The following is a 22,812-nucleotide window of genomic DNA, read 5'->3' as shown; positions in this document are numbered from 1 at the left end:
ATTGGAGAAATTGCCCATGACCATCGCCGCGCCAGCCCACAAGCGTATCTTGCTCAAGCTGTCCGGTGAGGCGCTGATGGGCGATGACTCCTTTGGTATCAACCGCGCCACCATCGTCCGCATGGTGGAGGAAATTGCTGATGTGACCCGCCTGGGTGTCCAGGTCGCGGTGGTGATTGGGGGGGGTAATATTTTTCGTGGTGTGGCGGGTGGCTCAGTCGGTATGGACCGAGCAACCGCTGACTACATGGGCATGCTGGCCACCGTGATGAACGCGCTGGCCCTGGCAGATGCCATGGACAAGCAGGGCCTCACCGCTCGCGTGATGTCTGCCATTGCGATTGAACAGGTGGTGGAACCCTATGTCCGCCCCAAGGCACTCCAGTACCTCGAAGAGGGCAAGGTGGTGGTGTTTGCGGCAGGCACGGGCAACCCCTTCTTCACCACGGACACGGCTGCCGCTCTGCGTGGTGCCGAGATCGGCGCTGAAGTGGTACTCAAGGCAACGAAGGTGGACGGCGTTTATACTGCCGACCCTCACAAGGATCCCACTGCCACGCGTTACACGAAGCTCAGCTTTGATGAGGCCATGTCCCGCAATCTGGGCATCATGGACGCTACCGCATTTGCCTTGTGCCGTGATCAAAAACTGCCAGTGCGAGTGTTCTCCATCATCAAGCATGGCGCCCTGCGGCGCGTGGTGATGGGCGAGGACGAAGGTACGTTGGTGTACGCCTGACCTTCCCCAAGAACCCCAGCAGTCTCGCCCCAAGGAACCCATCATGACGATTGCCGATATCAAGAAAACCGCTGAAACCAAGATGGACCAGTCCATCGCAGCGTTCAAGAACAACCTGCAAAAAATCCGCACGGGCCGTGCCAACCCTGCTTTGCTGGACAGCATTCAAGTCGAGTACTACGGCTCCATGGTGCCCCTGAGTCAAGTGGCCAACGTGACCTTGCTCGACTCGCGTACCATCAGCGTCCAGCCTTGGGAAAAGGGCATGGGCGCCAAGATTGAAAAGGCCATCCGTGAAAGCGATCTGGGTTTGAACCCTGCCTCCATGGGCGAGTTGATCCGCGTCCCCATGCCACCCATGAGCGAAGAGCGCCGCAAGGAAATGACCAAGCTGGCCCGCAATGAGGGTGAAAGCGCCAAGATCGCCGTGCGCAACCTGCGCCGCGACGCCAATGAAGGGGTCAAGAAGCTGGTCAAGGACAAACTCGCTTCTGAAGACGACCAAAAGCGCGCAGAAGCCGACGTTCAGAAGTTCACAGACAAGCATATTGCCGAGATCGATACTTTGGTCGCGGCCAAAGAACAAGAAATCATGGCGGTCTGAGCTCCCACCGCTGGAGCTGGCTGATCGTTGACATGTCTGATTCCCCGGTGGTGCCACACCACATTGCCATCGTCATGGATGGCAACGGCCGCTGGGCCAAACGTCGTTTTCTGCCGCGTTTGGCGGGGCACAAGCAAGGGGTGGATTCGCTTCGTCGCTGCGTACGTGCGTGCGTGCAGCGGGGCGTTTCCGTCCTGACCGTTTTTGCTTTCTCTTCTGAAAACTGGAACCGCCCGGCCGATGAGGTCTCGGGCCTCATGGAGCTTCTCGCGATGGCCCTGGGCCGTGAGGTTCCCCAGCTCAAGAAGGATGGCGTGCAGTTGCACTTTGTCGGCAGCCGCGAAGGTCTGTCTGCCAAAGTGAGTGAGGGCCTGGCCCAGGCGGAGGCGGCCACGGCTGACAACCACCGCCTCATCCTGAACGTGTGCTTCAACTACGGTGGCCGCTGGGACATCGCGCAAGCAGCAGCTGGCTTGGCCGCGAAGGGTATGCCGATTACCGAAGCAAGCCTGCACGCCGCCATGGGCATGTCCCATGTGCCTGACCCTGACCTGATCATCCGCACCGGCGGCGAGATGCGCATCAGCAATTTTCTGCTGTGGCAGGCCGCATACTCCGAGCTGTTTTTCAGTGACCGTCTGTGGCCCGACTTCGACGAAGCGGCTCTCGACGAGGCATTGGACTCCTTCCAATCGCGTGAGCGCCGTTTTGGCAAAACCTCTGAACAAATAGCGTCCGCGCATCGTGATCCGATGCCGGGCTGAAAGGCCCCATGCTGCTACAGCGCGTCATCACTGCCCTGGTCCTGCTGGCCATCCTGCTGCCAGCGTTGTTCTATCCCTCCATCACCCCCTTTGCCCTGGTGGTTCTGGTCTTCATGGCGGCTGGTGCCTGGGAGTGGGGGCGCTTGAATGGGCGTGGCAATGCAGCCGCCTTGGGCTTGTCGGCTGTGTGCTTGGCCCTGTGTGCTGGCAGTTGGTGGGCTGGGTGGCTGGATCGCCCGTTGCCGCTGTTGTGGACGCTGGGCTGCGGGCTGTGGGTGGCATGCACTGCTTGGTTGTTGCGCGCCGGTGTACCCGGCTGGCCGCTCATTCCCGCGCCTGTGCGCATCGTTTTGGGTGTGCTGGCGCTGTGGCTGGCGTGGCTTGCCGTGGTGCAGGCGCGCATTCTCGGTATCAATTTCTTGTTGTCGGTGCTCACCCTGGTGTGGGTGGCGGACATCTTTGCGTATTTTGCCGGCCGGGCTTTTGGCCTGCGCTTCACCCGCAACAAGCTGGCACCCTCCATCAGTCCAGGTAAAAGCTGGGAAGGGGTTTGGGGCGGTTTGGCGGGGGTGTTGTGCCTAGCCGTGGCCTGGGTTGTAGCTGACCGTTATTTCCAGGCGGGCGTCGCCAGTTTTTATACCCGCCTGTATTCCGCGGGCTGGTGGTTCCTGGCCATCGCCGTGGTGTTCATGGTGGCCATGAGTGTGGCGGGTGATCTGGTCGAATCGCTGATCAAGCGCAGCGCGGGCGTGAAGGACAGCAGTGGGCTGCTGCCCGGCCATGGGGGCGTGCTTGACCGGGTTGACGCGTTGCTGCCAACGCTTCCGCTGGCGCTGATGCTCACCCGACTTATTTCTGTATGAAGCAAAAAATCACGATTTTGGGCTCCACGGGGTCCATCGGAAAAAACACGCTCGACGTGGTGGCGAGGCACCCGGATCGCTACGAAGTCTTTGCGCTCAGCGCGGCGACCCAGGTCGATTTGATGCTGGAGCAGTGCGCCCAATTCAAGCCCCGCTTCGCTGTCATGGCGAGCGCTCCCCATGCGCAGTTGCTGGCAGAAAAAATCAAGCAAAATGGGCTTCAAACGTCCGTCCTGCAAGCGCAAGGCGCTCTTGAAATCATAGCGTCGCACGAAGAGGTGGATGCCGTCATGGCTGCCATCGTGGGGGCTGCTGGCTTGTCGCCCTGCCTTGCTGCTGCCCGCGCGGGCAAACGCCTGTTGCTGGCCAACAAAGAGGCGCTGGTGGTGGGTGGTAATGTGTTCATGCGCGCTGTGCGCGAGGGCGGCGCCACCCTCCTGCCCATCGACAGCGAGCATTCAGCCATTTTTCAGTGCCTGCCTGAAGATCCTGCGTGTTGGGCCGAGCGGGTGGACAGCATTTTGCTCACCGCTTCTGGCGGCCCGTTCCGTACCCGTGCGCCAGAGACCTTGGCGCAGATCACCCCCGAACAGGCCTGTGCGCATCCCAATTTCTCCATGGGAAGAAAAATCTCGGTGGACTCCGCCACGATGATGAACAAGGCTTTGGAAGTCATCGAGGCCCGCTGGCTTTTTGATTTGGCGCCTGAGCAGATCAAGGTGGTGATCCATCCGCAGCAGATCATCCATTCCATGGTGCAGTTCAAAGATGCGTCCATCCTGGCGCAACTGGGCACGCCCGACATGCGTGTGCCCATCGCTTGCGGTCTGGCCTGGCCCGAACGCATCGAGAGTGGTGCCAGCCGACTGGACTTTGCAGCGCTGGCGGCCCTCACGTTTGAAGAAGCGGATGTCCGGCGCTTTCCTGGACTGCATCTGTCGTGGCAGGCGTTGAACGCCCCAGAAGGCACCACGGCAGTGCTGAACGCCGCGAATGAGGTGGCTGTGGACGCCTTCCTGACGGGCAAACTGCGTTTTGACCATATCCATGCGGTCAACCTTGCAACTTTGGACGCGGTGCAGCCCTCCAAGCCGGATTCGTTGGAGTCCTTGCTGGCGCTGGATGCCACCGCTCGTGTGGCTGCGCAACGTGCGGCTGCGGCTCTGGCGCTTTGACTGACTGTTTCTTCAGGAGCGTCCCATGCTGACCGTTATTGCTTTTTTCGTGGCTCTGGGGCTACTCATCGCCATCCATGAATATGGGCATTACCGGGTGGCGGTGGCATGCGGTGTCAAGGTGTTGCGCTTTTCGGTGGGGTTTGGCAAACCGCTGTTCACCTGGAAGGGCAAGGGCTCCGATACGGAGTTTGTCATTGGCCTGTTCCCATTGGGGGGGTATGTCCGCATGCTGGACGAGCGTGAGGCCCCTGTGGATCCTCACGAGCGCCACCTGGCGTTCAATACCCAGCCGTTGCGCTCCCGCGCTGCGATTGTTGCTGCGGGTCCTCTGGCCAACCTGCTGCTGGCTGTGTTGCTGTATTCCATCGTCAATTGGGGTGGAGTGCAGGAGCCCAAAGCCGTGTTATCGAGCCCTGTTGCCGGTTCGGTGGCGGACAAGGCTGGTTTGGTGGGTGGTGAGCTGGTGCGCCGGGCTGCGACGGGCGACGACGAGCTGGTACCGATGCGTTCGTTTGAAGAGCTGCGCTGGGTATTGACCCAGGGCGCCCTGGACGGCGAGCGTGTGCGCCTGGAGCTGCAAAACACGCCCAGCGCTTCCCCGCGCGAAGTGGTGATGGATCTGTCTGTGCTGGATGTGCGCGATGCCGATGCCCAGCTCTTTAGAAAAATTGGCGTGATGGCCCCATGGACGCGCCCATCCATTGGTGAAGTCATGCCAGGGGGAGCTGCTGAGCGTGCAGGGCTGCGCAACGGCGACGTGGTGCGCCGGGTAGGCAATACCAATGTGGTGGACGGAATGCAGCTGCGCGAGCTGATTCGCTCGTCGGTGCAAGAGGGCAAAGTGGCTCCACAGATCTGGATGGTGGAGCGCAGTGGGCAGATGCTGGAGTTGGAGGTGGTGCCCGATAACGTCACGGACGGCAGCGTCTCCGTGGGGCGGATCAATGCCTATGTGGGGGATAGCCCCGAGATGGTCGAGGTGGACTACGGGCTGTGGGAGGGGCTGGCCCGGGGCTTTGAGCGTACGTGGGATGTGTCAACTCTCACCTTGCGCATGATGGGGCGCATGCTGACTGGCGAGGCATCCCTCAAGAACCTCAGCGGCCCTTTGACCATTGCTGACTATGCAGGTCGCTCCGCCGAGATGGGATTGATGCAGTACCTTGCCTACCTCGCGCTCATCAGCGTGAGCCTGGGCGTGCTGAACCTGTTACCTCTGCCAGTGCTCGATGGAGGGCACCTGATGTATTATCTTTGGGAGGGAGTCACTGGCAAAAGTGTCTCCGACACCTGGATGGAATACCTCCAGCGTGGCGGCGTGGCAGTGCTTGCCTTGATTATGTCTATCGCTCTTTTTAACGATATCTCCCGATACCTCGCCAAACTTCTGGCCGTATTTGCCTAGCCATATCGGCTTCAGTTCCATTCATGAAAAAACACATCACTCGCCTTGGCGTGCGCACCGCCTCTGCCGTTGCAGCCATGGTATTTGTTGCCAACGCTGCGTGGGCCCTGGAGCCTTTCAAGGTTCAGGACATCCGCGTGGAAGGCCTGCAGCGCGTGGAACCGGGAACCATCTTCGCTTCCATGCCGCTGCGCGTGGGCGACGATTACAACGATGACAAGGGCGCTGCGGCCATCCGCGCGCTGTTTGCCCTGGGGCTTTTCAAGGACGTGCGCCTTGAGGCGTCCGGCAACGTTCTTGTGGTGGTGGTGGAAGAGCGTCCTACCATTGCCGACGTAGAGTTTGCGGGCACGCGTGAATTCGACAAGGAAGTCCTCAAGAAAGCCATGCGGGATGTGGGTCTGACCGAAGGTCGTCCATTCGACAAGGCGCTGGCCGACCGAGCGGAGCAGGAGCTCAAGCGCCAGTACATCAACCGCAGCCTGTACGGCGCTGAAGTCGTCACCACCGTCACGCCCATTGAGCGCAATCGGGTGAACCTGACATTCACGGTGGTGGAAGGCGAGCCCGCACGCATCAAGGAAGTTCGCGTCAACGGCAACAAGGCCTTCAGTGAGTCCACCCTGAAGGGTTTGTTTGACCAGGATACGGGCGGCTGGCTCAGCTGGTACACCAAGTCTGACCGCTACTCGCGCACCAAGCTCAATGCTGACCTGGAAACGCTGCGCTCCTACTACCTGCAGCGCGGCTATCTTGAGTTCCGCGTGGATTCCACACAGGTGGCGATTTCTCCCGACAAGCAGGACATTACCATCACCGTCAACGTCACGGAAGGTGAGCGGTTTGTGGTGGCTGGCGTCAAGCTCGAAGGCAATTACCTGGAGCGTGAAGACGAGTTCAAGTCGCTGGTTTCCATCCGTGCGGGCGAGCCTTACAACGCTGACCAGGTGGCAGAAACCACCAAGGCGTTTTCGGAGTACTTCGGCCGCTTCGGGTTTGCGTTTTCCCGTGTCGAGGCGGTGCCAGAAATTGACCGTGAAAACAACCGCGTGACGCTGGTGTTGCAGGCCGAGCCTTCACGCCGCGCCTATGTGCGCAAGATCAACGTGAGCGGCAACAACCGCACGCGTGATGAAGTGATTCGCCGTGAATTCCGCCAATATGAAGCAGCCTGGTATGACGGTGAGCGCATTCGCTTGTCCCGCGACCGCGTGGACCGCTTGGGCTTTTTCACCGAAGTGAATGTGGAGACCCAGGATGTACCAGGCGCTCCCGACCAGGTGGATCTCGTGGTCAATGTGACCGAGAAGCCCACCGGTTCGCTGCAATTGGGCGCAGGTTTCTCCAGTGCCGAAAAGGTTGCGTTGTCGTTCGGTATCAAGCAGGAAAATTTCTTTGGCTCGGGCAACTACCTGGGTATCGACGTCAACACCAGCAAGTACCGCCGTACCCTGGTGTTCAGCACCACCAACCCCTATTTCACCCAGGACGGCATTTCGCGCACGGTGGATTTGTACTACCGCACCGACAAGCCTTATGTAAACCAGGGCGGTAACTACGAGCTGGTGACCACGGGTGCGTCGATGCGCTTTGGTATCCCGTTCAGTGAGACAGACACGGTCTTCTTTGGTGGTGGCTTTGAGCAGACCCAGATCAAGGCAGGTACCAATATCCCAGCCACCTATCTGGCCTATGCCAATACGTATGGCGCTACCAGCAACTCCATTCCCCTGACCGTTGGCTGGTCGCGCGACGACCGTGACAGTGCCTTGGCTCCCAACTCCGGGCGTTACCAACGTCTGAACTCGGAGTGGTCCGTGGCGGGTGATGCGCGCTATGTGCGGGGCAACTACCAGTACCAGCAGTACATCCCGCTGAACAAGCGCTTCACCGTGGCGTTCAACGGGGAACTGGGCTACGGCAAGGGGCTGAATGGCCGTCCGTTCCCGGTGTTCAAGAACTTCTATTCGGGCGGCTTGGGCTCGGTGCGCGGCTTCGACCAGGGTACCCTGGGTCCGCGTGACGTGACCGGCGCTTCCTTGGGTGGCCCGAAGAAGGTGACCCTCAATGCCGAGGTGATCGCACCATTCCCAGGCGCTGGCAATGACCGTACGCTGCGTGTGTTCACTTTCGTGGACGTGGGCAATGTGTACGGTGAAAACCAGAAGGTGACTTTCAGCGACATGCGGGCCTCTGCAGGGCTCGGTTTGAGCTGGATCTCGCCCTTGGGGCCGCTGCGCCTTGCCTTTGCCCAGCCAGTGCGTAAGTTCGCTGGCGATAAAATCCAGAAACTGCAATTCCAGATTGGAACGTCTTTCTAATGAAATCCCTTTTCCGTCAGACATCTTTGGCCCTGTTGATCGGTACTGCTGCGTTGGCCACCTCGGTTCAGGCGCAAGAGTTCAAGGCAGGTTTTGTCAATACGGATCGCATCTTCCGTGAAGCCAACACAGCCAAGACAGCGCAAGCCAAGCTGGAGCAGGAATTCGCCCGCCGCGAGAAAGAACTGGTGGACATCGGCAATTCCCTGAAGTCCGCCACCGAGAAGTTCGAGCGCGAAGCCCCCACGATGGCTGAGAGCCAGCGCACGACACGCCAGCGCCAGCTGGTGGACCAAGACCGCGACTTTCAGCGCAAGCGCCGTGAGTTCCAGGAAGACCTGAGCGCCCGCAAGAATGAAGAGCTGGCACAGGTGCTGGAACGCGCCAACCGGGTTGTCAAGCAAGTGGCCGAGGCTGAGAAGTACGACGTCATCCTGCAGGAAGCCGTCTACATCAACCCCAAGCACGACATCACCGACAAGGTGATCAAGGCTTTGAATGCGTCCAAATAATTGGATGCAGCTGCGGGTGGTGGCGTGAGCTTGCTACTGGGGCACATCGTTGATGTGCTGGGGGGCTCGCTGGAGGGCGGTGCAAATGACACCCCCATCCACCGCATAGCGCCACTGGAGTTTGCGGGGCCGGGTGACATCAGTTTTCTGAGTCACCCGCGCTACCAACAACAACTGGCCGCCTCACAGGCGGCCTGTGTCATTGTGGCGCCCGCCATGCGCGATGCCGCCTTGGCGCGTGGCGCATGCATCGTGGTGGACAACCCCTACGTGTATTTCGCACGGGTCACGCAGCTTTGGAAGCAGCGGCACATGCCTGCGCGTAGCGCGGGGGTCCACCCCAGTGCTGTGGTAGATCCCTCGGCGCAGATTCACCCTACGGCGACTGTCGGGCCTCTGTGCGTGGTCGAACGCGGCGCTGTGGTAGGTGAAGGCTCGGTGCTCACGTCCCGGGTCACGCTGGGCGAAAACTGCCAGGTCGGTGCGCGTTGCCTGCTGCATCCGGGGGTGGTCATCGGCGCAGACGGTTTTGGCTTTGCTCCCCACCAGGGCGCTTGGGTCAAGATCGAACAGCTGGGGGCCGTGCGCATTGGTGACGATGTGGAAATTGGCGCCAACACTTGCATTGATCGTGGAGCCCTGCAGGACACGGTGATTGAAGATGGTGTGAAGCTCGACAACCTCATTCAGATCGGGCACAACGTGCGCATCGGTCGCCACTCGGCCATGGCCGGGTGCGTGGGGGTGGCGGGCAGTGCAACGATTGGCGCCCACTGCACCGTGGGTGGGGGCGCCATCGTGCTGGGTCACCTGGAGCTGGCGGACAACGTGCACGTGTCGGCGGCAACGGTGGTGACCCGCTCGCTCACGCGGGCAGGCCAGTACACGGGCATGTTCCCCATCGACGACAATGCGAAGTGGGAAAAGAACGCTGCAACACTGAAACAACTGCACAGTCTGCGCGAGCGCATCAAGGCGCTTGAGCAGGCTCTTAAAGCAGCATGAACGGAAGAACAACTCGATGATGGATATTCACGCAATTCTCAAGCAACTGCCCCACCGCTACCCGTTTTTGCTGGTGGACCGTGTGCTTGAGCTCCAGCGCAATGAGCGCATTCTGGCCATCAAGAATGTGACCTTCAACGAGCCATATTTCATGGGCCATTTCCCAGGCCGCCCTGTGATGCCCGGGGTGCTGATTCTGGAAGCCCTGGCCCAGGCTGCGGGCCTGCTGGCGTTTGATGCCATGGGCCAGGTGCCGGATGAGAACAACATCTACTACTTCGTTGGCATTGATGGTGCGCGCTTCAAGCGGCCCGTGGAGCCCGGTGATCAACTGCACCTGGAGATCACGATCGATCGCGTGCGCGCCGGTATCTGGAAGTTCAAGGGCGTGGCCCGCGTGGGCGACGAAGTGGCTTGCGAAGCCGAGCTGATGTGCACCATGCGTGCCGTGGGTTGATGTTGACCGACCGTGAGCAATATCCACGCAACCGCCATCGTTGACCCTGCCGCCCGCATTGACCCGACGGCGACGATTGGGCCCTATGCGGTGATCGGCCCTGAGGTTTCCATTGGTGCGCGCACTACGGTGGGCGCCCACTGTGTGATCGAGGGGCGCACCACCATCGGCGAGGACAACCGGATCTTCCAGTTCGCTTCGCTGGGCGCTCAACCTCAAGACAAGAAATATGCAGGTGAGCCGACCGAACTGGTCATCGGCCACCGCAACACCATTCGCGAGTTCTGCACGTTCAATACCGGCACTGTGCAAGACCGTGCGGTCACGCGGGTGGGAGACGACAACTGGATCATGGCCTACGTGCACATTGCGCACGATTGCCAGGTGGGGAACCAGACCACCTTGGCCAACAACACGACCTTGGCAGGCCATGTGGACGTGGGCGACTGGGCCACGGTGGGCGGCCTCACGGGCGTGCTGCAACGCATGCGCATTGGCGCCCACACCATGATTGGCTTTGCAAGCCACGTGGGCAAAGATGTGCCGCCCTTCATGGTGGTGGACGGCAACCCGCTGGCTGTGCGCGGTGTCAACTTGGTGGGTTTGCGCCGCCGCGCTTTCTCCGATGAGCGCATTGCGGCCATCCGCGAAATGCACAAGCTGCTGTACCGCCAGGGGCTGACGCTGGAGCAGGCGCGCGCCGCCATCATGGCGCTGCCCGAGAAGATGCCGCAGGCGCGGGACGATGTGGCGTTGATGGACGCCTTCATCGCAGGCTCCAGCGCAGGCATTGCCCGCTGAGGGGGTGTTGATGGCATCCCATCCTCGCATCGCAATGGTGGCGGGCGAGGCCTCTGGCGATTTGCTGGCAGGCCTGCTGCTCGATGGCCTACAGGCCCGCTGGCCTGAACTACAAGCCAAAGGTATTGGTGGCCCTCAGATGGCCCGCCGGGGCTTTGAATGCCTGTGGCCCAGCGAAAAACTGGCCGTGCATGGCTACAGCATGGAAGTGCTGCGCCGCCTGCGCGAGTTGCTGGGCATTCGCAAACAACTGCGCGAGCGATTGCTGCGTGAACGCCCTGGAGTGTTCATTGGCGTAGACGCCCCGGATTTCAACCTGGGGCTGGAGGCAGACCTGCGCGCTGCGGGCATCAAAACGGTGCACTTTGTGTGCCCCTCGATCTGGGCCTGGCGCGCCGAGCGCGTGGAGAAAATCCGGCGCAGCGCCGACCACGTGTTGTGCATCTTCCCGTTCGAGCCTGAATTGTTGGCCAGGCACGGTATTGCGGCGACTTACGTGGGGCATCCGCTGGCCAACGTCATCCCCCGGGTGCCAGACCGCGCTGGTGCGCGCGCCGCGCTGGGCTTTGCCCCTGATGACGAGGTGCTGGCCATTTTGCCGGGCAGCCGCTCGGCCGAGGTGCAGTACATTGCTCCACCCTTCTTTTCGGCTGCAGCGCTTATCCATCAAGCGCGGCCAGCTACAAAATTCATAGTACCTGCCGTTCCGTTGTTGCAGGCGCGTATCGAGGAATTGGTGCGCTCTGCCGGGCTGGAGGGGGCCGTGCGCGTAGTCACCGGGCAGTCCCACACGGTGCTGGCGGCATGCGATGCGACCCTGATTGCCAGCGGCACGGCCACGCTGGAGGCCGCGCTGTTCAAGCGCCCCATGGTGATTGGCTACCACATGCACCCGTTGAGCTGGTGGCTCATGCGCCGCAAGCAACTGCAGCCTTGGGTGGGCTTGCCCAACATCCTGTGCGGTGAATTCGTGGTGCCCGAGCTGATCCAGGACGCTGCTACCCCCGAGGCCCTGTGCGCGGCCACCCTGCAATGGCTGCAGGCCCGTGAACAACAGCCCGAAAAAATCCTGGCCCTGGAGCAGCGCTTTGATGCCCTGCACGAAAGCCTGCAACGCAACACCTCCCAACTAGCCGCCCATGCGATCGAAAAAGTCCTCGCTGCCTGAGCAGGTCAGTTTGCCCTGGCACCCGCCCGGCTTGGTTGCGGGTGTGGACGAGGCTGGGCGTGGTCCGCTGGTGGGCCCCGTGGTCGCGGCGGCCGTCATCCTGGACGATCTGCGTCCGATTGCCGGCTTGGCGGATTCGAAAAAGCTCACCGAAGCCCGGCGAGAAAAGCTGTTTGATGAAATCCGTGCCAAGGCCTTGTGCTGCAGCATTGCCGAGGCCAGCGTGGAAGAAATCGACCAGCTCAACATCCTTCAAGCCACCATGCTGGCCATGCGCCGTGCGGTGCAGGGCCTGCGCCTGAAGCCCGTGATGGTGCTGGTCGATGGCAACCGCATTCCCACCCTCGATATTCCGGCCGAGGCCATCGTCAAAGGCGATGCGTTGGTGCAGTCCATTTCTGCGGCGTCCATCTTGGCCAAAGTGCACCGTGACCGCTGGTGCCGCCAGGTGCACGAGCAATACCCGCAATATGGTTTTGCCGGACACAAAGGTTACGGCACCGCGGCCCACATGGCGGCGCTGCAAGCCCATGGGGCTTCGATCTATCACCGTCGCTCGTTTGCCCCGGTGGCCAAGGTACTGGCTTCGGCCGCAGAAAGAACGCCCGCATGACATCCCCCGCCGTCACCCTGATCCAGTCGCGCGACAACGCGTTTGTCAAAGACCTGCGCCGCCTGGCGCAAGACACCACGGCTTACCGCAAGCAAGGCCGGGTCTGGCTGGAGGGTGACCACCTCTGCCGCGCCGCGCTGGAGCGTTCCGTGCGCCCGGCCATGGCCGTATTTTCAGAGTCTTATTGGCCGCAATGGCAGCACGAGAAAGCGCTGGCAGCTATCAAAATCGTAGTGATGCCAGATGCGCTTTTCAAGGACATCAGCGGGCTGGAATCGCCGGCGGGCATGGGCTTTCTTTGGGATCTGCCCGCTGCGCAGCCGCTGGACGCGATGGCCGCCACGGTCGTGCTGGATCGGGTGCAGGACGCGGGCAATGTGGGCTCCATCTTGCGCAGCGCCTCTGCGTTTGGCTTTCGGCAGGTGCTGGCCGTCAAAGGCAGTGCGGCCCTGTGGTCGCCCAAGGTGTTGCGCGCCGGCATGGGGGCCCACTTTGCACTGAACCTGGTCGAAGGCGTGGACGAGGAAGACCTGGCTGCGCTGCAGGTGCCCCTGGTGGTGACCAGCTCCCACGGCGGCAGCTACCTGCACCAGGCCGATCTGCCCTGGCCCTGTGCCTGGGTCATGGGGCACGAAGGGCAGGGCGTGGCCCCGTCGCTGGAGGCCCGCTCATCCTTGCGCATCCGCATCGCGCAACCTGGCGGTGAAGAGTCTTTGAACGTGGCGGCGGCGGCGGCCATCTGCCTGCACGCCAGCGGGGCTGCGCGTTGAGGTGACGGCCCTTGCCCAGGCAGCCCCTGGGGCAAATCACCGTTTTGTTACCGGAAATCCATGTTGCGGCGCATCATTTTGCATCGTGGTTTAGAGGTGTGCGGGTATAATCGGGGGCTTTTCTCGCAACAGCGTCGCCCGACCGCACCCAAAGCAATAACCCATCTGAGAGCAGCCATTGGCACTCGCCCTGCGAGTGGCTAGCAGGCGCCGGGCGACCGTAACCATCCGGAGAACCCAGTGCTTTTGTCTATCCAGGGAACCTTCCCGCCCGCCATCCTGGCGCTCGCAGACGGCACGGTCTTTATCGGCAATTCGATCGGTGCCACCGGCACCACCGTCGGCGAAGTGGTGTTCAACACCGCTATCACCGGCTACCAGGAAATCCTCACTGACCCCAGCTACTGCCAGCAGATCGTCACCCTGACGTACCCGCACATCGGCAATTACGGGGTCAACGCAGAGGACGTCGAAGCCGACAAGGTCCACGCCGCAGGCCTCATCATCAAAGATCTGCCATTGCTGGCCAGCAACTTCCGCCAGTCGGAAACGTTGTCGCAGTACCTGGTGCGCGAGAACACCGTCGCCATCGCCAACATCGACACCCGCAAGCTCACCCGCTTGCTGCGCAGCAAAGGCGCGCAAAACGGCGCCATTGTTGGCCTGGCTGCCGGTCAGGCGGTCACGCAGGCGCTGATCGACGAAGCGGTTGCCAAAGCCAAGGCTGCTCCCAACATGGCGGGCCTGGACTTGGCCAAGGTGGTCACTACTGCCCAGCGTTACGAGTGGACGCAGACCGAGTGGAAGCTCGGCTCGGGTTACGGTGAGTTGACAGCCCCCCAGTTCCACGTGGTCGCTTACGACTTTGGCGTGAAGAAGAACATCTTGCGCATGCTGGCCGAACGTGGCTGCAAGGTCACTGTGGTGCCTGCCAAGACGCCCGCTGCCGATGTGTTGGCGCTCAACCCCGATGGCGTGTTTCTCTCCAACGGCCCTGGCGACCCAGCGCCTTGCGACTACGCCATTGAAGCTGCTCGCACGCTGATGGACAGCGGCGTGCCCACCTTCGGCATCTGCCTGGGCCACCAGATCATGGCGCTGGCCTCCGGCGCCAAGACTTTCAAGATGGCCAATAGCCACCATGGTGCCAACCACCCTGTGAAGGATCTGGACACCGGCCGCGTCAGCATCACCAGCCAGAACCACGGTTTTGCGGTGGACATGGATTCGCTGCCTGCCACGCTGCGCCCCACCCACATCAGCCTGTTTGACGGCACGCTGCAAGGCCTGGAGCGCACCGACAAGCCCGCTTTCTGCTTCCAGGGTCACCCCGAAGCATCGCCCGGCCCGCACGATATCGCCTACCTGTTTGACCGCTTCACCCGCGCGATGCAGGCTGCAAAAGCCGCGTAAGCGGATCGCTCCGAGAAGGTCCTGTCCTATGAAGTTGTTCAGTTTTCCGGCGGCGTCGCTTGAAAAAGCGATCCACAAGCGCATTCTGACCTTGCCCTCTCCTCACAAGGAGTGGTTCACCGAACGCTGGGCGCAAAAGCCCTACAAAAAGGCGTTTGTGGAAAACAAGGCCATGACGCTTGTGACCCTGGTGGCCAAAGGCAAAACCTGGGACGACGCCACGTTTGCCGAAGCCATGCAGGACTGGGACGTCACCTTTTATGAGGCCGAAGCCGAGGTGCTGCGCCCGCTGATCCAGGGCGACGGTCTTTTGCAGCTGATGCAAAAGAATCTGCCGCCCGAGCGCGTGCAGGCCCTTCTCGACAAGCTGACACTGCGGCGCGACGCGATTGCCGCCGCCTCCACCACCAGCCCGGAGGTCCCTGCCTCCCAGGGCCAATGAACGCCGCACCATGCCAAAACGTACCGACATAAAAAGCATTCTCATCATCGGCGCTGGCCCGATCATCATCGGCCAGGCCTGTGAGTTCGACTACTCCGGCGTGCAGGCCTGCAAGGCCCTGCGCGAAGAGGGCTACAAGGTCATCCTGATCAACAGCAACCCCGCGACGATCATGACCGACCCAGCCACTGCCGACGTTACTTACATCGAGCCCATCACCTGGCAGACGGTCGAGAAGATCATCGCCAAGGAACGCCCCGACGCCATCCTGCCCACCATGGGTGGCCAGACCGCGCTGAACTGCGCACTCGACCTGTGGCGCAACGGCGTGCTCGACAAGTACAAGGTCGAGCTGATCGGTGCCACACCAGAAGCCATCGACAAGGCCGAAGACCGCCTGAAGTTCAAGGACGCCATGACCAAGATTGGTCTGGGCTCTGCACGTTCAGGCATTGCGCACAGCATGGAAGAAGCCTGGGCGGTGCAGAAGAACGTGGGTTTCCCCACGGTGATCCGTCCCAGCTTCACGCTGGGTGGCACGGGCGGCGGGATCGCCTACAACCCCGAAGAGTTTGAGACCATCTGCAAGCGCGGCCTGGAGGCCTCGCCCACCAACGAGCTGCTGATCGAAGAGTCGCTGCTCGGCTGGAAGGAGTACGAGATGGAAGTGGTCCGCGACAAGGCGGACAACTGCATCATCATCTGCTCCATCGAGAACCTGGACCCGATGGGTGTGCACACGGGCGACTCGATCACCGTGGCCCCGGCCCAGACGCTGACCGACAAGGAATACCAGATCATGCGCAACGCCTCTTTGGCGGTGCTGCGTGAAATTGGTGTGGACACCGGCGGCTCCAACGTGCAGTTCTCGGTGAACCCGAAGGACGGTCGCATGATCGTCATCGAGATGAACCCGCGCGTGTCGCGTTCGTCGGCGCTGGCCTCCAAGGCCACGGGCTTCCCGATTGCCAAGGTCGCGGCCAAGCTGGCTGTGGGTTACACGCTCGATGAGCTCAAGAACGAAATCACGGGCGGCGCCACGCCTGCATCGTTCGAGCCATCGATTGACTACGTGGTTACCAAGATTCCGCGCTTTGCGTTCGAAAAATTCCCTACGGCCGACAGCCGCCTGACCACACAGATGAAGTCGGTGGGTGAGGTCATGGCCATGGGCCGCACCTTCCAGGAATCCTTCCAGAAAGCCCTGCGCGGCCTGGAAGTGGGCGTGGACGGCATGAACGAGAAAACCCAGGACCGCGAGACGCTGGAAAAGGAGCTGGGCGAGCCCGGTCCCGAGCGCATCTGGTACGTGGGCGATGCGTTTGCCATGGGCCTGTCGGTGGACGAGGTGCATGACCTCACCAAGATCGACAAGTGGTTCCTGGTGCAGATCGAGCAGATCGTGAAGATCGAACTCGATATCGACAAGCTCGTCGCCGAGAAGGGTGAGGGCGCCCTGGCCGCACTGGACGCTGGCACGCTGCTCACCCTCAAGCAAAAGGGCTTCTCGGATCGCCGCTTGGCCAAGCTGCTCAAGACCACCGAAAAGGCGGTGCGTGAAGCACGCCGTGCACACCAAGTGCGCCCTGTGTACAAGCGCGTGGACACCTGTGCCGCAGAGTTCGCTACCAACACGGCGTACCTGTATTCGACCTACGAGGCTGCGCCTTACGGCGCCGCCGCGGAGTGCGAAGCCGCACCTACCGGCAACAAGAAGATCATGGTGCTGGGCGGTGGCCCGAACCGCATCGGTCAGGGCATCGAGTTCGACTACTGCTGCGTGCATGCCGCGCTTGCCATGCGCGAAGACGGCTATGAAACCATCATGGTCAACTGCAACCCTGAGACCGTGTCCACCGACTACGACACCTCCGACCGCCTGTACTTCGAGCCCGTCACGCTCGAAGACGTGCTGGAGATCGTGGACAAGGAAAAGCCGGTCGGCGTGATCGTGCAGTACGGCGGCCAGACGCCGCTCAAGCTTGCTTTGGGTCTCGAAGCCGAAGGCGTACCAATCATCGGCACCACGCCCGACATGATTGACGCCGCCGAAGACCGCGAGCGCTTCCAGAAGCTGTTGCACGACCTGGGTCTGAAGCAGCCACCGAACGCCACTGCCCGCACCGAAGCCGAAGCCCTGGAAAAAGCAGCCGCTTTGGGCTACCCCCTCGTGGTGCGCCCCAGCTACGTGCTGGGTGGCCGCGCGATGGAAATCGTGCACGAGCAGCGCGACCTGGAGCGCTACATGCGCGAAGCCGTCAAGGTAAGCAACGACTCGCCTGTGCTGCTGGACCGCTTCCTGTCCAACGCCATTGAGTGCGATGTGGACTGCGTGCGTGACTCCGCTGGTGTGACCTTCATTGGTGGCGTGATGGAGCACATCGAGCAAGCTGGTGTGCACTCGGGCGACTCCGCCTGCTCGCTGCCCCCGTATTACCTGTCGCAGTCGACTATCGACGAGATCAAGCGCCAGACTGCAGCTATGGCTGCCGGCCTGAATGTGGTGGGCCTCATGAACGTGCAGTTCGCCATCCAGGAAGTGGATAGCAAGGACGTGATCTACGTGCTGGAAGTGAACCCCCGCGCTTCGCGCACGGTTCCGTTCGTTTCCAAGGCTACGGGCATTCAGCTGGCCAAGGTGGCGGCACGTTGCATGGCCGGCCAGACCCTGGCTTCGCAAGGCATCACCAAGGAAGTCACACCGCCGTACTTCAGCGTGAAGGAAGCCGTGTTCCCGTTCGTCAAGTTCCCTGGCGTGGACACCATCCTCGGCCCCGAGATGAAGTCCACCGGTGAAGTGATGGGCGTGGGCAAAACCTTTGGTGAAGCCTTCGTGAAGAGCCAGCTGGGCGCGGGCACCAAGCTGCCCACCTCAGGCAGGGTGTTCCTCACGGTGAAAAACAGCGACAAGCCACGCGCGGTGGATATCGCCCGCCAGCTGGTGGCCCTTGGCTTTGAACTGGTGGCCACCAAAGGCACTGCAGCCGCGATTGCCGAGGCTGGTGTGCCCGTGGCGGTGGTGAATAAGGTGACCGAAGGCCGTCCGCACATCGTGGACATGATCAAGAACAACGAGATTGTCATGGTCATCAACACGGTGGAAGAGCGCCGCAATGCCATTGCGGATTCGCGCGCAATCCGTACATCGTCGCTGCTGGCCCGCGTGACCACCTTCACCACCATTTTTGGTGCCGAGGCGGCTGTCGAGGGCATGAAGTACATGGACAAACTCGACGTGTATTCGGTGCAAGAACTGCACGCTCAGCTGGCAGCCTGACCGGGTTTTCGCGGTGGCTTTTGCCGCCGCAAACACGGCATAATCGCCGCTGAACAAACACCGCCGCGCGGCAACGTGCGGCGGTTTCCTTTTTAGGGTCGTCCATGTCTACAGGCTGTTGGGCCTTGCGGGCGGAACCTATTGCTGCAGCCCTTTGAATTGGGCTGCATTCGATTTATGGAGAGTGACAAGAATGGCCACCATTCCAATTACCAAGCGCGGCGCTGAAAAGCTCAAGGAAGAGCTGCACCGCCTCAAAACCATCGAGCGTCCTGCCGTGATCACCGCCATTGCCGAAGCCCGTGCGCAAGGCGACTTGAGCGAAAACGCCGATTACGATGCCGCCAAGGATCGCCAAGGCTTCATTGAAGGCCGCATCCAGGAGATTGAAGGCAAGCTCTCGGTCGCCCAGGTGATCGACCCCAGTGCCGTGGATGGCGGCGGCAAGGTGGTGTTTGGTGCCACGGTGGAGCTGGAAGATGAAGACACGGGCGACCTGGTGAAGTACCAGATCGTGGGGGAAGACGAGGCCGATCTGAAGCAGGGTCTGATCAACATTTCAAGCCCCATCGCCCGCGCGTTGATCGGCAAGGAAGAGGGCGACACCGCTGAAGTGCAGGCGCCCGGCGGTATCCGCCGCTACGAGGTTGTGGCGGTCAGCTACGTGTGAGGCTAGGGCTGTGACAGGGCGCCTTTCATTCCTTGCCGCCGCCTTGTGGTGGGGCAGCCTCACCACGGTGGGGCTGCTGGTGGTGCCCATGTTGTTTGCACACCTGCCAACGCCTGCCACGGCGGGAACCATGGCTGCCAAGCTGTTTGCGGCGCAGACTTGGGTGTCTGTCTGCTGCGCTTTGCTCCTGTTACTGCTTTCAAGACCAAAAGGGGTTGTAGCGCTCTATCCATGGGCGCAAGCAGCTATGCTTTTCATAGTGGGTGGTATGCTGCTCGCCTTGGTGTCGCAATACGGCGTAGCCCCCCGCATCGTGGCGAGGCAGGATTTACGGCTTTGGCACACCGTGGGTTCGGTGCTGTATGGCTTGCAGTGGATGTGTGCTTTGGTGGTGCTACTGAAGATGCGACTGCTGGGTGCGGTATCGCATGACAGTGCAGCGCTGCCATCGGGCAGCCCCGATGAACCGGCAGGCGCTTGAAGACACCTTTGGCCAAGTAGGCTTGGCACCATAAAAAAACCGCCGTTCAGGCGGTTTTTTTTGGTGAGTTTCATCAACTCATTCTTTCCAGTGCTCTGCAACCCAGGTGGCAGGCTTGATGTAACGGAACCTGCGGTTGCGTCGCCCTGCCAGTGCGTCAGGCGGGTTGCATTCACCGTGAAAAATCACGATGCGCGCATCCGGTGGCACAAACGGCGCCTTCCAATAATTGGTGGGCCAGGCAGGAATGCCGTGGTATTTGAAGCTGGGACACCAGCTTGCAGGCCAGTACTGCAACTTGCCTTGCTTGTGCAAAAAGTCCGACAGGTAGGCCTGTTCATTACGGAACTTCTGGCGAATTTCGGCAAAGTGGCCGCGAAAGTATTCAAGAACGTCGGGGTGCGCGCCCAATTCAAAACGGTACACCGACGAATTGCCGGTAATGCGCCATGGGCGCTTGTAATCGTGAATGATCAGGAACTCGCCCGGCTGGGTAAAAAAGTCATCCAGGCTTCCGGTGACGACCACGTCTACGTCCAGGAACAGGGCGGTGCCTCGCAGGCCGTAAAGGTCTGCGCTGAAGGTGACGAGTTTGGTCCAGCCACGCTCTGGAATGCCGGGGGGCAAATCCAGAGGAGGAATGGGCTTGCATTCCACTTCGCTGCGAATGCCGCTGGCATCATCGGTCAGGCATACAAACCGGAAGTCGCCGCTCAGGTGGCGGCGAACCATGGCGTACAGCCGGTTGACGTATTCGGGGCCGTACTTCTTGCCCCACTTCATGCAGATGATGTGGCGCTCGTGACCCGCTTGTCCGTGTCCTGGCATGGGGTCAGTCGGCTTGGCGCTTTTTGATGGACTTTTGCTTGGGCTTTGCGCGCTTGATCTGGCCGCCAGACGTCAGGCGTTGGTTGCCCAGCACGCGCAGCTGTTTGATTTCAGGGCGCTGGCCGCCACGTTTGCTGAATTTGAGCACCTTCACATCGCGGGGGCCGGGCATGCGGTCTTCGTCCACGCTGCGTTCCTTGGGAGGAATGGGGCGCCAAAACACCAGTAGTTTGCCGATGTGCTGGATGGGGGCGGCATTGAGTTCAGCGGCCAGTTCCTGGTACATCAGTTCGCGGGCGGCGCGGTCGTCACCAAACACGCGAACCTTGATCAAACCATGGGCATTCAGGGCTGCATCGATTTCTTTTTTGACCGCAGGGGTCAGGCCATCTCCACCGACAAGGACCACAGGGTCCAGATGGTGGGCATTGGCGCGGTGTTCCCGGCGCTCTGCGGGAGTCAATTGAATTTGGGGCATGGCCGTATTATCGAGGCAGGAAGAAAAATGCAATGAAAGTAAAAACCCAAAGCAAGAAGGTCAACAAGGCATGGCTCAACGACCACGTCAACGACACCTATGTCAAATTGGCCCAGAAAGAAGGTTACCGTGCCCGCGCAGCCTACAAACTCAAGGAAATTGACGAGCAACTTGGCCTGATCAAACCCGGGTACACCGTGGTCGATCTGGGCTCTACCCCCGGGGCCTGGAGTCAATATGTGCGCCGCCGCTTGTCCCCGTCAGGTGCGGCAGCGGGGCAACTCAATGGGTGCATCATTTCGCTGGACATCTTGCCCATGGAGCCCATTGAAGGCGTCACGTTTCTGAACGGCGATTTTCGTGAGCCTGAAGTCCTGGAAAGGCTGGAGCAGGCGCTGGCTGGGCGCGTGGTGGATGTGGTGGTGTCTGACATGGCTCCCAATCTGTCCGGCATCGAGTCGGCAGACGCGGCGCGCATTGCGCATCTGGTGGAGCTGGCGGTGGAATTTGCCTGTGCCCACCTCAAGCCCGATGGCGCATTGGTGGTGAAGCTGTTTCATGGCAGTGGGTACAGCGATCTGGTGAACTTGTTCAAGCAGACCTTCAAGGCGGTGAAGCCCTTGAAGCCGAAAGCATCGCGGGATAAATCCTCCGAAACTTTCTTGGTGGGCATGGGGCTCAAAGCCAAGTCATAGCACTTATAGATAAGGCCCAATAAAGTATGAATTTTCTCTGCGTTTTCTGGTCAGAGATTGATGGAAAAAGAAAACGCAAGAAAGCAAACGCTGGAGCAACTTCACGAGCGCCGCAAGCAAGTCGTTCGGCTGCACAAGAAGGGCATCAAGATCATGCAAATCGTGGAGATGACAGGGCTGAGCTACCCGCCAGTGCGCGCCACGATTGATCTGTTTGAAGCTGGTGGCTGGGGCGCCATCCGACCAGCCTTGCGAGGGCGCAGCCCAGGGGATGGCCGTGTGCTCAGCCCAGCGCAAGAAGAGACGATTCAGCGGATGATTATTGACAAGCGGCCCGAGCAACTCAAGATGGACTTTCATCTGTGGAGCCGAGCTGCCGTGAGCCAATTGATCGAGCAAGAATTTGGCGTAAAGCTACAGACTCGAAGTACCGGAAAGTACCTCACCCGCTGGGGCTTCACGCCGCAAAAGCCCATCAAGCGAGCTTATGAGCAAAGCCCTGCCGCAGTACAAGCTTGGTTGGAGGGCGAGTATCCCGGTATCGAGCAGCGCGCCAGAGCTGAAGGGGCGGAAATTCACTGGGGCGATGAGACGGCGTTGGTTAACACCGACGTGCGCGGCAGAAGCTATGCGCCGACAGGCAAAACTCCGGTGACCATGGCTATCGGTGGCACGCGTCAGAAGCTATCGATGATTGCAACAGTGACCAACCAGGGCAAGACACGCTGGATGATCATTGATGAAGCATTTGACGCCGACAAGCTCATTGAATTCCTGCAAGCCTTGATCAAGGATGCTGGGAAAAAAGTCTTTTTGATTCTGGACAATTTGCGCGTGCATCACAGCAAACTTGTGAAGGCTTGGGTGGCCGAACATCAAGACCAGATTGAGCTGTTTTACTTACCCAGCTACAGCCCCCAGCTCAATCCAGAGGAGCGTCTGAATGCGGATCTCAAGCAAGAGATAGGCAAGCGAGTGCCGGTAAGAACCAAGGCCAAGTTACGCGAGGCTGCCAATGATCACATGGCGATGCTGGAGCAAAACCCTGAGCGCGTTATTGGCTACTTCCAAGATCGTTACGTTCGCTACGCGGCTTAATACTTCACAGGGCCGGATCAATAGTGGGTTTCCAGTCTTGGGGCATGGGGCATGGGGCTTGGGAACAAAATCGAGCTCCAACTTGCCTCAGGTCAATTCAGGGCGCAGACTTCACCCAATTTCCACACGGCGCCCATGGGTCCAGGGGGGGATAAACAGGTGGCCGCGCCTTGAAAGACCTAAAATCACCCAAAGCTACTGCCGTACTGGCAACTGGCCATTCTTCTCCC

General features: G+C 60.6%; 23 protein-coding genes. 21 read left to right on the top strand and 2 right to left on the bottom strand.

What is annotated here, in order from left to right:
- Window positions 1-16 precede the first annotated feature (16 nt).
- The 19 genes from pyrH to BDD18_RS03860 all read left to right on the top strand — a co-directional run bounded on the left by pyrH (window position 17) and on the right by BDD18_RS03860 (window position 19,483).
- Complete coding sequence (gene pyrH / locus BDD18_RS03950; protein ID WP_044396902.1) at window positions 17-739, top strand: UMP kinase; 723 nt, start codon at window positions 17-19, stop codon at window positions 737-739.
- Window positions 740-782: 43 nt separating this feature from the next.
- Entirely contained in the window at window positions 783-1,343 is a 561-nt protein-coding gene (gene frr / locus BDD18_RS03945; protein WP_066695166.1) for a ribosome recycling factor, read from the top strand.
- 32 nt (window positions 1,344-1,375) lie between these two features.
- The gene (gene uppS / locus BDD18_RS03940; RefSeq protein WP_142081505.1) at window positions 1,376-2,107 is read left to right on the top strand and encodes a polyprenyl diphosphate synthase; all 732 of its coding nucleotides are present in this window, start codon (window positions 1,376-1,378) and stop codon (window positions 2,105-2,107) included.
- Window positions 2,108-2,115: 8 nt separating this feature from the next.
- Window positions 2,116-2,970, top strand: coding sequence for a phosphatidate cytidylyltransferase (locus tag BDD18_RS03935; RefSeq protein ID WP_142081503.1), 855 nt, complete (start codon window positions 2,116-2,118; stop codon window positions 2,968-2,970).
- A complete protein-coding gene (gene ispC, locus BDD18_RS03930) occupies window positions 2,967-4,145 on the top strand; it encodes a 1-deoxy-D-xylulose-5-phosphate reductoisomerase (protein ID WP_142081500.1) in 1,179 nt (392 codons plus the stop codon). Before BDD18_RS03935 ends, ispC begins: the two co-directional genes overlap by 4 nt.
- A 25-nt stretch (window positions 4,146-4,170) precedes the next feature.
- The gene (gene rseP, locus BDD18_RS03925) at window positions 4,171-5,553 is read left to right on the top strand and encodes an RIP metalloprotease RseP (RefSeq protein ID WP_142081498.1); all 1,383 of its coding nucleotides are present in this window, start codon (window positions 4,171-4,173) and stop codon (window positions 5,551-5,553) included.
- Between the two features lie 23 nt (window positions 5,554-5,576).
- Window positions 5,577-7,874, top strand: a complete 2,298-nt coding sequence (bamA, locus tag BDD18_RS03920; protein WP_142081496.1) for an outer membrane protein assembly factor BamA — start codon at window positions 5,577-5,579, stop codon at window positions 7,872-7,874.
- Window positions 7,874-8,386, top strand: coding sequence for an OmpH/Skp family outer membrane protein (locus BDD18_RS03915; protein WP_066695178.1), 513 nt, complete (start codon window positions 7,874-7,876; stop codon window positions 8,384-8,386). The genes bamA and BDD18_RS03915 overlap by 1 nt, the downstream gene beginning before the upstream one ends.
- Window positions 8,387-8,410: 24 nt before the next feature.
- Window positions 8,411-9,391 carry a UDP-3-O-(3-hydroxymyristoyl)glucosamine N-acyltransferase gene (lpxD, locus tag BDD18_RS03910; protein ID WP_066695209.1) on the top strand — a complete coding sequence of 327 codons (981 nt, stop codon included), beginning with the start codon at window positions 8,411-8,413 and terminating at the stop codon, window positions 9,389-9,391.
- Window positions 9,392-9,407: 16 nt separating this feature from the next.
- Window positions 9,408-9,848, top strand: a complete 441-nt coding sequence (gene fabZ / locus BDD18_RS03905) for a 3-hydroxyacyl-ACP dehydratase FabZ (protein WP_044396868.1) — start codon at window positions 9,408-9,410, stop codon at window positions 9,846-9,848.
- 12 nt (window positions 9,849-9,860) lie between these two features.
- A complete protein-coding gene (gene lpxA, locus BDD18_RS03900) occupies window positions 9,861-10,649 on the top strand; it encodes an acyl-ACP--UDP-N-acetylglucosamine O-acyltransferase (protein WP_044396866.1) in 789 nt (262 codons plus the stop codon).
- Between the two features lie 10 nt (window positions 10,650-10,659).
- Entirely contained in the window at window positions 10,660-11,817 is a 1,158-nt protein-coding gene (gene lpxB / locus BDD18_RS03895) for a lipid-A-disaccharide synthase (protein ID WP_142081494.1), read from the top strand.
- A complete protein-coding gene (gene rnhB / locus BDD18_RS03890; protein WP_044396863.1) occupies window positions 11,789-12,430 on the top strand; it encodes a ribonuclease HII in 642 nt (213 codons plus the stop codon). The genes lpxB and rnhB overlap by 29 nt, the downstream gene beginning before the upstream one ends.
- Window positions 12,427-13,200, top strand: a complete 774-nt coding sequence (locus BDD18_RS03885) for a TrmH family RNA methyltransferase (protein WP_142081492.1) — start codon at window positions 12,427-12,429, stop codon at window positions 13,198-13,200. The genes rnhB and BDD18_RS03885 overlap by 4 nt, the downstream gene beginning before the upstream one ends.
- A 240-nt stretch (window positions 13,201-13,440) precedes the next feature.
- On the top strand, window positions 13,441-14,613 hold the full coding sequence (gene carA / locus BDD18_RS03880) for a glutamine-hydrolyzing carbamoyl-phosphate synthase small subunit (protein WP_142081490.1): 1,173 nt from the start codon (window positions 13,441-13,443) through the stop codon (window positions 14,611-14,613).
- A gap of 28 nt (window positions 14,614-14,641) precedes the next feature.
- Window positions 14,642-15,055, top strand: a complete 414-nt coding sequence (locus BDD18_RS03875) for a hypothetical protein (RefSeq protein WP_142081488.1) — start codon at window positions 14,642-14,644, stop codon at window positions 15,053-15,055.
- Between the two features lie 10 nt (window positions 15,056-15,065).
- The gene (gene carB / locus BDD18_RS03870; RefSeq protein WP_066787106.1) at window positions 15,066-18,332 is read left to right on the top strand and encodes a carbamoyl-phosphate synthase large subunit; all 3,267 of its coding nucleotides are present in this window, start codon (window positions 15,066-15,068) and stop codon (window positions 18,330-18,332) included.
- A 193-nt stretch (window positions 18,333-18,525) separates the two neighbouring features.
- A complete protein-coding gene (gene greA / locus BDD18_RS03865; protein ID WP_044396857.1) occupies window positions 18,526-19,002 on the top strand; it encodes a transcription elongation factor GreA in 477 nt (158 codons plus the stop codon).
- 10 nt (window positions 19,003-19,012) lie between these two features.
- Window positions 19,013-19,483, top strand: a complete 471-nt coding sequence (locus BDD18_RS03860) for a DUF4149 domain-containing protein (RefSeq protein ID WP_066787105.1) — start codon at window positions 19,013-19,015, stop codon at window positions 19,481-19,483.
- 78 nt (window positions 19,484-19,561) lie between these two features.
- Here BDD18_RS03860 and BDD18_RS03855 read toward each other — a convergent pair whose 3' ends face one another.
- Window positions 19,562-20,311 (bottom strand): glycosyltransferase, encoded by a 750-nt coding sequence (locus BDD18_RS03855; protein ID WP_066695193.1) that lies wholly within the window; start codon window positions 20,309-20,311, stop codon window positions 19,562-19,564.
- A 4-nt stretch (window positions 20,312-20,315) separates the two neighbouring features.
- Entirely contained in the window at window positions 20,316-20,789 is a 474-nt protein-coding gene (locus BDD18_RS03850; RefSeq protein ID WP_066787103.1) for a YhbY family RNA-binding protein, read from the bottom strand.
- Between the two features lie 32 nt (window positions 20,790-20,821).
- On the opposite strand from BDD18_RS03850, the gene BDD18_RS03845 reads away from it, so the two are divergent.
- Both BDD18_RS03845 and BDD18_RS03840 read left to right on the top strand, forming a co-directional pair.
- The gene (locus BDD18_RS03845; protein ID WP_066787099.1) at window positions 20,822-21,484 is read left to right on the top strand and encodes an RlmE family RNA methyltransferase; all 663 of its coding nucleotides are present in this window, start codon (window positions 20,822-20,824) and stop codon (window positions 21,482-21,484) included.
- A 60-nt stretch (window positions 21,485-21,544) separates the two neighbouring features.
- The gene (locus BDD18_RS03840) at window positions 21,545-22,582 is read left to right on the top strand and encodes an IS630-like element IS1471 family transposase (RefSeq protein ID WP_011171689.1); all 1,038 of its coding nucleotides are present in this window, start codon (window positions 21,545-21,547) and stop codon (window positions 22,580-22,582) included.
- Window positions 22,583-22,812: the final 230 nt, after the last annotated feature.

This window comes from Acidovorax temperans, assembly GCF_006716905.1.
GTDB classification, from domain to species: domain Bacteria; phylum Pseudomonadota; class Gammaproteobacteria; order Burkholderiales; family Burkholderiaceae_C; genus Acidovorax; species Acidovorax temperans.
The sequence above is the reverse complement of the archived record's forward strand: the minus strand, read 5'-3'. Positions and strand labels throughout refer to the sequence as shown.